Origin of the sequence: Dactylosporangium sp. NPDC000244, from assembly GCF_040300725.1 — a bacterium.
Classification (GTDB): domain Bacteria; phylum Actinomycetota; class Actinomycetes; order Mycobacteriales; family Micromonosporaceae; genus Dactylosporangium.
In genome coordinates this window covers 25660-37880 of the sequence record NZ_JBEPEH010000014.1, presented here as the reverse complement: position 1 = coordinate 37880, position 12221 = coordinate 25660, and the positions used below count along the sequence as shown (strand labels likewise).

The following is a 12221-nucleotide window of genomic DNA, read 5'->3' as shown; positions in this document are numbered from 1 at the left end:
GGCTCACCCGGCGTTCTCGGTCAGGTAGCGGGTGTGCGCGCCGCGGTAGCCGCACAGCAGCCCGAGGCGCCGCTTCGACGACGTGTTCGGCGGGCTGTCGTGGATGATCAGTCCGCTGTGGATGGCCGCGGAGCCGGCCGGCACCTCCATGACGGTCGCCTCGCCGGAGTCGCCGACGAACTCGTGGCCGACCTGCTGGCCCCACTGCGCCGGGATGTGCTCGCGCAGGCCGCCGCGGTGGCTGCCCATCCAGTACCGCAGGGCGCCGTTCTCGATGGTGGCGTCGTCGATGGCGATCCACAGGTGGACCACGTCCATCGGCTCCAGCGGCAGGAACGCGCAGTCCTGGTGCGCCGAGGCGGCCGAGCCGATGCCGGCCGGCTTGTTGAACGTCTCCACGACGTAGAGCTCGGGCTCCCAGCCGGTGACGCGGCGCAGCAGGTCCTTGAAGTCCTCGCGGTTGCCGAACTCCGCGAACCACTCGTCGATCTGGTCCATGAAGTACGCGCTGCGCACCGAGACGCCGTCCTCCTCGATGCGGACGGTCTTGCGCACGATCTCCTCCGGCAGGCGGGGGATCACGTACTTCGCATAGCGGTCGAGATGATGGCGGACCTCGGCGAGCTCGTCCTGCGTCAGGACCTGCCCGGCGAACAGTGCTCCGTCCTCGACGAACCGGCGCGCGGCGTCGTCGAGGTCGGTGTCGCGCCAGTGCTGGATCGTTGTCTCGGTCATGCGCCCTCCGGCTCCCCGTATGGTGAGGTGCATCCCAGTGCCCCGTTGGTGCTCCCCGTGCCACGCAGCATGCGTGTCGCGGCGCCGGTCTCATGCACGGCACGGCGGAACGGCCCGCGTCGGCGCGGGCCGTGGCGTCACCCTATCCAAGGATGTCGCTGCCGTCACGCCCTGGAGCCGCATTACGATCAATGAATCTGCGCTCTTGCAGGCGTCGGTCGTGCCGGGCAAGAATCGGGACGCGGCGCGCGGGGACGCCGGGCCCCGCCGTGTTCGTCATCGACGGACCTCGTTTTGTCATCGGCATCGTTCGGCAACGGCGAGAGGGAGTGGGCTGGATGGGATCGACGGCCGCGCAGCACGAGCTGCGACTGCACGACACGGACGAGGCGGCGCTGCCCGAGTCGTACGAGCGCGACGGCGTGGTGCTGATGCGGGACGTCCTCAGCGCCGAGGAGGTCGCCGAGGTGCGCGGCAACATCGCCCGGTACGCCAAGTGGCTGCTGCCGGCGCTGCCCGAGGACTGGGCCCGCCGCGAGGCCGACGGCACCCTGCGCGGCATGTACTTCCTGGAGCGGGTCGACCCGTTCTTCACGGACTTCGCGGCGCGCGCGGACCTCAAGGACATCGTGGAGCGGGTCACCGGGCGCACGGCGACCTTCGCCTCGATGGAGACGTTCCACAAGCCGGCCCGGGTCGGCAGCCCGTCGCTGGTGCACCAGGACGGCGTGTACTACGTCGGCCGCCCGATCGTCGGCGTCAACCTGTGGCTGGGCCTCGACGACGCGACCGCCGACAACGGCGCGCTCAAGTACTGGATCGGCTCCCACCACGACGGCCTGGTCGAGCACGGCGGCGTCGAGGGCGACGAGTTCTTCCGCGCGATCGCGCCGCACCTCGTCGCGGCGATGCCCGACCCGTTCGTCGCCGAGCTGAGTAGCGGCTCCGGCGCGCTGCACCACGACATGATGGTGCACGGCAGCGACGGCAACGCCTCCGAGCGTCCGCGGCTGGCGATGGCCCTGACGTACACCCTGGAGCCCGCCACGCGATAGCCGGCGGGCCGCGACGCCCCGGGCGCCCGGGGCGTTGCGGACGTCGCGGGCGGTCAGCCCGGGGGCTGGCGCGTCGAGATGAGGGCGATCTCGACGTGGTGCACGTCCGGCGGGGCGGACAGGACGTGCGCGATCTGCGCCGCCACGTCCGCCGGGTCGAGGCCCTGGTGCAGCTGGCCGTGCTCCATGTTGGCCCGCACGTCGGGGTCGCGGATGTAGGCGCCGAGGTTGGTGTGCACGAAGCCGGGCGCGATCACGGTGACGCGGATGCCGGAGCTGTACAGCTCCCGGCGCAGGCTCTCGGTGAGCGCGTGCACGGCGTGCTTCGTCGCGGCGTAGACGCCCTGGGCGGGCTGGGCCACCCGGCGGCCGCCCATCGAGCTGACGTTGACGATCTGCGGCGCCCGGCCGGCCTCGAGGTGCTTGACCGCGGCCTGGGTCACGGCGAGCAGGCCGAGCACGTTGACCTGGACCATGTCCGCCCAGTCGGACGGCTCGCCGTCGCGGACGAGGCCGAGCCGGAACGTGCCCGCGTTGTTGACCAGCGCGTCGAGGCCGCCGAGTCGTTCGGCCGCGGTGTCGACGGCCGCCCCGGCGGCCGGTCCGTCGGTGAGGTCCGCGGCGACGGTGACCGCGTCGAGCTCCTTGGCGATCGCCTCGAGGCGGTCGGCGTCCCGGCCGAGCACCGCGACCCGCCCGCCGTCGGCCGCCACCCGCCGGGCGACGGCGGCACCCAGGCCGGCCGACCCGCCGGTGACGAGCACCCGCCTGCCGTCCAACACACCCATCGCATGCCTCCCGTTTCGCCAGGGTTCGGTGATCATCGACGAGTATAGGTGGAGCGGCGTTCCCGCGAGGGCTGCGCCGATCGTCGGGGGTCAATGCGGCGCGCCGTTGCGCTGCTACAGTCACGTTCCATGGCTGGCACTGGCACGGACATTCGAAGCCTGTCGCATGACGAGGTCACCGGCCGGATTCGCGAGGCCTGGGCCGACCTGCTGGGGCGCGAGGACATCGGCCCCGACGACGACTTCTTCTCCCTCGGCGGTCAGTCGCTGGCGGCGGTGCGCGCGGTGGGCCTGCTCGCCGACCGGCTCGGCGTGGCGCTGCCGCTGCAGTCGGTCTACGAGGCCCCGACGCCCCGCGCGCTCGCGGAACGCGTCTGCGACCCGGCGTACGCCACGCTCTGCGGCCCGGTGCAGGCGGCGGACGGTACGGCGGCGGCGCCCCTGTCCTGGCAGCAGGAGTGGCAGTACCGCATCGAGCAGCTCGTGGCCGGCAGCAACATCTACGTCTCCTTCGTGCGCTTCGACCTGCTCGGCCGCCTCGACGCGGGCGCCTTCGCGGGCGCGCTGCTCGGCCTGGTCCGCCGCCACGACCTGCTGCGCACCGTCTACGAGGACGGCCCGCGCGGCATCACCCAGCACGTGCGCCCGCACGCCGGCGTCGAGCTCGCCGAGCACGACCTGACGGACCTCGCCGACGCGCCGGCCGCGGAGCGCCTGCAGGCCCTGGCCCGCACGTTCAGCCGCCGCGGCTACGACCTCGCGGCCGACCTGGGCCTGCGCGTCATGCTCGCGCACCTGCCCGGCGGCCGCGCCAACGTCATCATCGCGGTCCACCACATCAACTTCGACGGCTGGTCGCGCGACGTTCTCCTGGACGACTTCGCCGCGCTGTACCGCGCCGCGCTCACCGCCGGACCGGACCCGGCCGGCGACGCCCCGCCCGCGGCCTCCCGGATCTCCTACGCCGACTTCGCCCGCTGGCAGCGCGGCCGGTTCGGCGCCACCGAGGTGGCCGGCCACCTGGGGTTCTGGCGGGACGCGGTGCGCGGCGGCACGCCCCGGCCACCGGCGCCGCAGCGGCCGGACGGCGCGGCGGGGAGCCCGGCCGAGCCGACGTTCATGTCGCGGCGGCAGGGCGTGGCGATCGGGCGGGACGACTCGGGGCGCTTCGCCGCGCTCGCGGGAGCGGCCGCCACGACGCCGTTCATCTCCTGCGTCGCCGCGTTCGGGGTGGTGCTCGCGGACTGGCTCGGGTGCGAGCGGCTGCCGGTGGCGACGATCACCGCCAACCGCACCTGGGCGGCGACGAACGACGTCGTCGGCATGTTCTGCACGGTGGTGCCGGTCGTCGTCGACGTGTCCGGCGAGCCGACGTTCCACGAGGTGCTGGCCCGGTGCCGGACGGCCGGGATCACCGCCATGGCGCATCAGGAGTACCCGTTCGAGCACGTCTGCCTGGCCATGGGCGGCGAGGTGATGCGGGAGCTGTCCGAGGGCATGCGCTACGGCATCGCCCTGCACCCGGCGGTCGGCGCCGACCGGCCGCTCGGCGACGAGCTGGTGCTCGTCCAGCGCCGCCCCGAGCTGCTCGGCCAGGACGAGGGCGAGGTCAACCCGTCGACGTTCGACCTGACGCTGGAGCTTCGCGAGTCCGCCGACGGGCTGTCGGGGCACCTCGCGTACCAGACCGACACCGTCGACGCGGCGGCCGCGCGGGCGCTCGCGGACCGGTTCGCCGAGGTGGTACGCCGGGTCGGCGAGGATCCGCACGTCCCGGTCGCGCGGCTGCTGCGCGGCTGAACCGTCCGAAGTGGATGGACAGCGGCCAGCATCGACGCCCTTGACGGTGTAGCGGCCCGTTGCTAGCGTCCGAGATCGATACGTTGCGGGGGGCGGATCGAGCGACGGCGATGTCGTGTGGGCTGCCCCCGGCACGGACCCGGGAGGTCATGATGCCGAGCTCGTTCTCCAGGTTCTTGTCCGAGGAAGAGATGCGCCGCGTGCGCGAGCTCTACCAGCAGTCGCTGCAGGACGCCGACGCCGACCAGTCCGCCTCCGCGGGCGAGGCCTCGGCGACCGCCACACCCACCGAGCCCGAACCGGGGCGATGACCCGTACCCACCCGCAGGCCGGCGCCCCGTCCACGGACGGTGACCCGGCCGCGGACGGCGGTCTGGCCGCGGTCATGGCGGCCGACGCCCGGCTCGCCGACGAGCTCGTCCCGGCCGCCGCGCCGGAGCCCGGGGTGCGCACCACCACCGTGGTCACCGGCGCCACCGGCTTCTTCGGCGCCGCCCTCGTCGACGCGCTGCTGCGCGCGGGGGAGGGCGACGTGCTGTGCCTGGTCCGCGCCCCCGACGACGAGGCGGCCCGGGCCCGGTTGACCGGCGCGCTCGACCGCGCCGGCTACCGCGCGGGGACCGACCGGCTCCGCGCGATCGCCGCCGACATCGCCGAACCCGGCCTCGGCCTCACCGAGGACCGCCGGCGCGAGATCCGGGCCGGCGCCGCCCGGGTGGTCCACGCCGCCGCGAACGTCAACGGCAGCCTGCCCTACGCGTCCCTGCGCGCGAGCACGGTCTTCGGCACCGCCGCGGTCCTGCGCCTCGCCGCCGAGGCGGGCGCCGCGCTCCACCACGTCTCGACCACCGCCGCCGTGCCGGTGCCGGGGGCCGCCTCCGACGCCGGTGCGTTGCCGCTGCCCGGCCTGGCGAACGGCTACGCGCAGAGCAAGTGGGTCGCCGAACGCCTCGTCGACGCCGCCCGGCAGCGCGGGCTGCGCGCGTGGACCTACCGCCTCGGCGCGCTCGCCGGCCATCGCGGCACCGCGTTGAGCAACGAGCGGGACTTCCGCTGGATCTTCGTCCGCGCCTGCCTGGAGCTGCGGGCGGCGCCGCACATCCCCGGCGACCTGTGCTGGGTCCCGGTCGACGTCGCCGCCGACGCGGTCGCCGCCCTCGCGCGCGACGACCTGCGGGCGGCCGACCGGCACACGCTGCAGATCGCGGCGAGCACCGGCGTGCGCTGGGCCGAAGTGTTCTCCTGGCTGCGCCGGGCCGGCCATCGCCTCGACGTCGTCGAGCCCGCGCTCTGGTGGGACCTGCTGCGCGACCGGCTCACGGGGACACCGGACCTCGCGCGGATGGCCGCGTTCGCGCCGTCGCTGCCGTCCGGGGCGCCCCGCCCCGACGACGGCACGTGGGCCGCCCTGGCCCCGTACGGCGTGACCGAGGAGCCATTCGACCGGCACCTGCTGCTGCGGTACGTCGCGACGCCGGCGACGGATGGCCAGGAGCAAGATGGAGAGGAAGGGCCGTGACCGTACAGCTGCCCGTCGTCGTCGACAGCGACGGCCGTGGCGTGCCCGAGTGGCTCGCGGAGCATCGCGAGCGGCTGACCGGGCACCTGCACGAGGCGGGGGCCGTCCTGCTGCGCGGCTTCGGCGTCACCGACACCGACGGGTTCGAGCAGTGCCGCCGCGCGGTGTTCACCGAGCCCGCGCGCTACGTCGAGGGGGCCACGCCGCGCCGGCAGCTCAGCGACAACGTGTTCACCTCCACCGAGTTTCCCGCCGCCGAGGTCATCCCGCTGCACAACGAGAACTCGTACGCCACCTCGTGGCCGGGCCTGCTGCTCTTCGGCTGCCAGCAGGCGCCCGAGACCGGCGGCGCCACCCCGGTCGCCGACGTGCGCCGGGTGCTCGGGCGGCTGCCGGCCTCGCTGGTGCGGACCTTCGAGGACCGTGGCGGCTGGATGCTCCTGCGCAACTTCGGGCCGTGGTTCGGGCTGGGCTGGCAGCGCGCGTTCGGCACCGAGTCACGGGCGGAGGTCGAACGGTACTGCCGCGAGGCCGACGTCGACGCCCAGTGGGTCGGCGACGACGTGCTGCGGACCAGGCAGGTCCGCCCGGTGCTCGCCACTCACCCGCACACGGGGCAGCGGGCCTGGTTCAACCACGTGCGGTTCTGGCACCCGTCGTTCCTGCCGGAGGAGACCCGCGAGCTGATGCAGGAGGAGTTCGGCCCGGACGGCCTGCCGTACGAGACCCGCTACGGCGACGGCACCCCGATCCCCGACGACGTCGCCGCCGAGATCGACGCGGCGTACGAGGCGGAGAAGGCGGCACTGCCCTGGCAGGAGGGCGACGTCCTCGTCGTGGACAACATGCTCGCCGCCCACGGCCGCGAGTCCTTCACCGGCGAGCGCCGGATCGTCGTCGCCATGGGCAACCCGGTCTGACCGGCCTGCCGTGGGGGATGCCGGTGCATCCCCCACGGCAGAGGCTCAGCGGTGCTCAGCGGTGCCCGGTGGTCGCGTCGGCGAGCATGCCGAGCAGCGCCTCCAGCAGGGCGAGCGCTTCCTTCTCCTCGAAGACGTCGGTGCTGTACTCGGCGGCGAGGCGCAGGCCGGAACCGTGGCGGGCGACGAACACGGTGAGCGGCGTCGGGGCCAGCGCGACACCGGTCGGCACGTCATCGGCCTCCGGCACCACGACCTCCACGCCGACCGTATCGCCGGCCGTATCGCCGGCCGCATCGCCGGTCGAGTCGCCGGGACCGTCCGATGTGGATGCCGGGACGCCGTCGATGTCCATCACCAGGGCCACGTCCATCGGCGGGTCCACGGCGTCGGTCGTCTCCAGGACCACGTCGAGCGGCACCTCCTGGTGGGCCACGGCCTGCAGGGCGGCCTCCCGTACCACGGCCAGCACCTCGGTGAAGGGCGCGTCCGGGGCCACCGGGGTCCGCAGCACGAGCGTGGTGGCGAACAGGCCGACGGTGCCGTCGAACTCGGCGTGGGTGCGGTTCGCGGTGAGGATGCCCGTCGCCGGCTCGCTCGTGCCGTACCGCCGCTGCAGCAACACCCCCAGCGCGGCGCAGACCACGACGAGCGGGCTGGTCCGGTGCGCCGTGGCGAGCGACTCCAGGGCCCCGGTGAGCGCCGCCGGGGCGTCGCAGGTCGTGATCGCATGCCGGTAGGTGCGCCGCTCCGGCTCCGGCAGCGGCCACCGCACGGCGTCGCGGGGCGCACCCAGCCGGGACGCCCAGAACGCCTGCTGGGCGGCGAGCTCCCCGGCGGCGTGGCGCGCGGCCTGCCAGGCGCTGAAGTCGCGGTACGTGGCCCCGGGCTCAGTGCCGGAGCCGGTGCCGTTCAGCGAGCGGGTCAGGTCGGCGACGAGGATGCGCAGCGACGTACCGTCGCAGGCGATGTGGTGCAGCACGAGCAGCAGCACCGACTCGGCGTCGGCGAGCCGCAGCCAGACCGCCCGCACCGGCGGCTCGGCGGTGAGGTCGAACGGGGTGCGGTACGCCTGCCAGGCGAGGGCCCGGCCGCGGCGGTGCCGCCCGGCCTCGTCGGTGTCGCGCAGGTCGTGCACCCGCAGCGGTACCACCGCCTCGGGCCGGACCCGCAGGGTGTCCTCCTCGCCGTCGCCGTCGCGGCGGCCCGGGTCCACGACCGTGCGCAGGGCCTCGTGCCGCGCGGCCAGCTCCCGCAGCGCGCCGGCGACCCGCGGCTCGTCCACGTCGCCGGTGAGCCGCAGCGGCAGCACGACGTGGGCCGTGGCCATGCCGGGGGCGACCTGCTCGGCGTGCCACAGCGACCGCTGCTGCAGCGACAGCGGCACGGGCCGGTCGGCGGCCACCGAGACCGGCTCGACCAGCGGGGCCGGCTGCTGTGCCGTGGCGGCCGCGGTGTCCGGCCGCGCGGGGGAGGGGGTCGCGGTCCCGGCGCCGGCCAGCTCGCGCACGGCCGCGGTGACCGCGCCGAAGGTGCGAAGGTCGAACACCGTCCGCAGCGGGATCGGGCGGCCGAACGCCTTGCGCAGCCGGGCCACGAACCGGGTGGCGAGCAGCGAGTGCCCGCCCTCGTCGAAGAAGTCGTCGCCGGGGCCGTTCGGCGCGGCGCCGAGCAGCTCGGCCCAGATCGCGGCGACCTTCGCGGCGATCTCGTCGCCGGGGGCGTCCCGGGTTTCGGTGCCGGCGTCGGGCGCGGCGGCGTCGAACAGCGCGGCCACGGCGGCCCGGTCGACCTTGCCGCTCGCCGCGTGGGGGAGCCGCGGCACCTCGCGGACGAGCGTCGGCACCAGGTACGCCGGCAGCTCGGTCTCCAGGAAGGCGCGCAGGTCACCGGCGCCGGGCCGCGCGACGACGGCCGCGACGAGCCGGGCCGAGCTCGACCCCGGGTGCTGCACGGTGACCGCCGCCGCCGTCACGGCCGGGTGGCGCAGGAGGGCCGCCTCGACGTCGCCGGGCTCGATGCGGTACCCGCGGACCTTCACCTGGTCGTCGAGGCGCCCGTGCACGACCAGCGTGCCGTCCGCGCCGAGCGTGCCCGCGTCGCCGGTGCGGAACACCCGCACGCCGTCCTCGACGCGGAACCGTTCGGCGGTGAGGGCGTCCCGGCCGAGGTAGCCGCGGCCGACCCCGGCGCCGGCGATGTGCACCTCGCCGCGGACACCCGGCGGCAGCACCGCGCCGTGCTCGTCGCGGACCGTGACCGTGGTACCGGTGATCGGCCGCCCGGTGGTGAGCGGCTCGCCCGCCGCCTGGAAGCCGCCGGTTGCCTGCACCGTCGCCTCGGTCGGACCGTAGACGTTGGCCAGCCGGGTCGCGGGCAGGGCGCGGCGGGTGCGCTCCCACAGCTCGGGCCGCACGACCTCGCCGCCGAGCAGCAGCGCCCGCAGCGGGAGCGGGCCGCCGTCCTCGACCTCGCGCAGGGCCTCCTCCCACAGCGACGGCACGCAGTGCAGGCCGCTCCCGGGCCGTTCCCGCAGCGCCGCGACGAGCGCCGCCGGGTCCTCGCGGGTGCCGCGCGGCAGCAGCCACACCGGCTCGCCGCGGGTCAGCGGCGCGTAGGTCTGCAGCACCGAGGCGTCGAACGACGGCGGGGTCAGTGCGGGCAGGGCCGGCACCGTGCCGTCCACGCGGTAGGCGCCGGCGACGAACCGCACGTAGGCGAGGACGTTGCGGTGCTCGACCATCACGCCCTTCGGCCGGCCCGTCGAGCCCGACGTGAACAGCACGTACGCCAGCTCCCCGCCGTCCACCGCCGGAGGCTCCGCGTCGTGCGGGTCGAGGCGGAGGGTCGCGAGGTCGAGCACGGCGCGGGCGCCACTGTCCTGCAGGATCGCCGCGACCCGGGCCTGCGGGTCGTCCGGCCCCACCGGCACGACGGCCGCGCCGGCCGCCATCACGCCGAGCGCCGCGGCGAGGTACTGCGGGCTCGTCCCGCCCCGCACGACGACCGTGCCGCCGGGACCGTCCTCGAGCAGCGTCCGGGCCACCCCGCGCGCCGCGGCGGCCAGGGCACCGAAGGTGAGCACGCCGTCCGGCCCCTCCACCGCCGGCGCCTCCGGCCGCGCCGCGGCGTGCCGGAACACCGCGTCGTGCACGGTGACGGCGTCGTGCGGCACCTCGCCGGGTGCCGGGTCGATGTGTGTCATGGTGCCCCCGTGGTCGAGTCCTCCGGCCCGTCGAGCGGCACGTCCGGGCGGCCGGTGAGGTCCCGGGCGGCGGTGGTGAACGCTGCGGCCAGCCGCGCTGCCGTCGCTGCGGTGAAGAGCTCCGACTTGTACTCCAGTTCGCCGCTCAGCCCGTCGGCGCCGGGCGTGAGCAGCAGGGCGAGGTCGTGCTTGGACGCGGCGACCGGGACCCGGTAGCGCTCGCAGCGCAGCCCCGGCAGCGGCGGGAACGCGGTCGGGGCGTTGCCGTGCAGCACCATCACGTTGCTGACGGCCGACTCGCCCCGGCCCGTGGCCGCGGCGGTGACGATGTCGGCGTAGGGCAGCGCCGCGTGGGCCAGGGCCTCGCCGAGCGAACGTCCGGCCGTGGCGACCAGGTCGCGGAAGGTGGCACCGGGGCGCAGCCGCACCCGCACCGGTACCGTGTTGAGGAAACAGCCCACGAGGGACTGGGTCGCGGCGTCGTCCCGCCCCGCGACCGGGGTGGTGACCACGAGGTCCCGGGCGCCGGACAGCCGCGCGAGGCAGACCAGGAACACGGCGGTGGCCCCGGCGAACAGCGTCGTGCCGGCCGAGCGGCACACCGCCCGCAGCCCGGCCGTGTCCGCGGCGTCGAGGGTGAACGGCACGGAGCCGCCCGCGTAGCCGCTCGCCGGTGTCCGCGAGTCCGCCGGGAGCGTCACGCGGGACGGTGCGCCGTCGAGGTACCCGCGCCAGAACGCGACGAGCCGGTCCCTGTCCGCACCGGACGGTCCGGCCGCGGCCCGCACGGTGGCCAGGTAGCCGGGGCGCACCGGCGGCAGCGGCGGCTCGGTGCCGGCGGCGAGGGCGGTGTACGCGACGGCGAAGTCCGTCAGCACGACGCCGAGCGACCAGCCGTCGGAGACGATGTGGTGGAACGTGATGACCAGGATGTGGTCGTCCGGCGCGACGCGGACCAGCCGGGCCCGCCACACCGGCCCGGCGGTGAGGTCGAACGGGGCCCGCACCGACGCCAGCACCGCGGTCTCGGGGTCACCGGCCGCGTCGACGACGTCGAGCGCCACCTCGGCCCGCGGCGCGACGCGCTGCACCGGCATCCCCTCGTCGTCCTCGTCGAGGCGCAGCCGCAGCGCGTCGTGGCGCTGCTGGACCACCTCCAGGGTCCGGCGCAGGACACCGAGGTCGAGCGGGCCGCGCAGGCGCAGCGCGGCCGGGTTGTGGTACGCGGTCGTGTCCGGGTTCAGCTGCTCGAACAGCCAGATCCCGAACTGGGCGGCCGTGAGCGGCGCCGGCCGGATCCGATCGAGCAGTGCGCGCCGCTGCTGCGGGTCGAGCCGCGCGAGCCGGTCCCGCAGGTCGTCGGCCGCCGTCACCGGGCTCCCGCCGGTGTGCCGTGCGGGGCGAGCGCGTCGCGCAGCGGCCCGTGCATCGAGGCCGCGAGGTCGGCGTCGCCGCGGTCGTCGATCGCCGTGACGCCCTGCAGCGGGGTGACCGACACGTACCCGGCGGCGACCAGGCCGGCGTCGGTCTCCGGGTCCAGCGGCAGCGTGCCCGGCTGCTCCGCCAGCTCGACGTGGTCCTCGCCGGCCATGCCGACCGACAGCCGGGTCGGGCCGAACGCGGCGAGCCGCCCCCAGCGCACGCCCCGCACCGCGGCGGCCGGGATGTCGGGCACGTTGACGTTGAGCACCGTGCGGGCCCGGGCCGAGGCGAGCGCGTCGATGGCGACCCCGGCGGCGAGGCCGGCGGTGTCCCAGTGGACGGGGTCGGCCGCGGCGAGGCTCACCGCGAGCCCGGACATGCCCATCGTCGCGGCGGTCAGGGCGGCGCCGACGGTCCCGGAGTGCAGGACGCCCCGGCCGGTGTTGGCGCCCGCGTTCACGCCGGAGAGCACCATCGACGGCCGCGGCCCGAACACCCCGGACCGGGCCAGCAGCACGGCCAGGGCGGGGCTGCCGTCGACGCCGAACGCCTCCACACCCTCGAGACCGGCACCATCGAGACCGGCACCCCCGAGGCGGCAGCGGCGCACCGGTACGCCCCGGGCGAGGTCGAACACGAGCGACGCGCTCGCGCCGCTGTGGTCGCTCAGCGGCGCGGCGACGACGACCTCGTGGCCCCGCCGGACGGCCGCCGCTGCGAGGACCGCGAGGCCCGGCGCGGCGACGCCGTCGTCGTTGGTGACCAGGATCCGCATGC

General features: G+C 75.6%; 9 protein-coding genes. 4 read left to right on the top strand and 5 right to left on the bottom strand.

Annotated features, from left to right (window positions below):
* Positions 1 to 3 precede the first annotated feature (3 nt).
* On the bottom strand, positions 4 to 735 hold the full coding sequence (locus tag ABT369_RS20930) for a phytanoyl-CoA dioxygenase family protein (protein ID WP_350614099.1): 732 nt from the start codon (positions 733 to 735) through the stop codon (positions 4 to 6).
* 338 nt (positions 736 to 1073) lie between these two features.
* Here ABT369_RS20930 and ABT369_RS20925 point away from each other — a divergent pair, with 338 nt between their 5' ends.
* On the top strand, positions 1074 to 1790 hold the full coding sequence (locus tag ABT369_RS20925; RefSeq protein ID WP_350614098.1) for a phytanoyl-CoA dioxygenase family protein: 717 nt from the start codon (positions 1074 to 1076) through the stop codon (positions 1788 to 1790).
* Positions 1791 to 1843: 53 nt separating this feature from the next.
* Here the strand turns inward: ABT369_RS20925 and ABT369_RS20920 are convergent, their stop codons facing one another.
* The gene (locus tag ABT369_RS20920) at positions 1844 to 2578 is read right to left on the bottom strand and encodes an SDR family oxidoreductase (protein WP_350614097.1); all 735 of its coding nucleotides are present in this window, start codon (positions 2576 to 2578) and stop codon (positions 1844 to 1846) included.
* A 129-nt stretch (positions 2579 to 2707) separates the two neighbouring features.
* Between ABT369_RS20920 and ABT369_RS20915 the strand changes: the two genes are divergently transcribed.
* The 3 genes from ABT369_RS20915 to ABT369_RS20905 all read left to right on the top strand — a co-directional run bounded on the left by ABT369_RS20915 (position 2708) and on the right by ABT369_RS20905 (position 6817).
* On the top strand, positions 2708 to 4378 hold the full coding sequence (locus ABT369_RS20915; protein ID WP_350614096.1) for a condensation domain-containing protein: 1671 nt from the start codon (positions 2708 to 2710) through the stop codon (positions 4376 to 4378).
* A 307-nt stretch (positions 4379 to 4685) separates the two neighbouring features.
* Complete coding sequence (locus ABT369_RS20910; protein WP_350614094.1) at positions 4686 to 5897, top strand: SDR family oxidoreductase; 1212 nt, start codon at positions 4686 to 4688, stop codon at positions 5895 to 5897.
* Positions 5894 to 6817 (top strand): TauD/TfdA family dioxygenase, encoded by a 924-nt coding sequence (locus tag ABT369_RS20905; RefSeq protein ID WP_350614093.1) that lies wholly within the window; start codon positions 5894 to 5896, stop codon positions 6815 to 6817. Before ABT369_RS20910 ends, ABT369_RS20905 begins: the two co-directional genes overlap by 4 nt.
* 55 nt (positions 6818 to 6872) lie before the next feature.
* On the opposite strand, the gene ABT369_RS20900 is transcribed toward ABT369_RS20905, so the two are convergent.
* Genes ABT369_RS20900 through surE form a run of 3 tightly spaced genes read right to left on the bottom strand, consistent with a single transcriptional unit; the run spans position 6873 to position 12219 of the window.
* Positions 6873 to 10022, bottom strand: a complete 3150-nt coding sequence (locus ABT369_RS20900; protein ID WP_350614091.1) for an AMP-binding protein — start codon at positions 10020 to 10022, stop codon at positions 6873 to 6875.
* Positions 10019 to 11395, bottom strand: a complete 1377-nt coding sequence (locus ABT369_RS20895; protein ID WP_350614090.1) for a condensation domain-containing protein — start codon at positions 11393 to 11395, stop codon at positions 10019 to 10021. The genes ABT369_RS20900 and ABT369_RS20895 overlap by 4 nt, the downstream gene beginning before the upstream one ends.
* Positions 11392 to 12219 carry a 5'/3'-nucleotidase SurE gene (gene surE, locus ABT369_RS20890; protein ID WP_350614088.1) on the bottom strand — a complete coding sequence of 276 codons (828 nt, stop codon included), beginning with the start codon at positions 12217 to 12219 and terminating at the stop codon, positions 11392 to 11394. Before surE ends, ABT369_RS20895 begins: the two co-directional genes overlap by 4 nt.
* Positions 12220 to 12221: the final 2 nt, after the last annotated feature.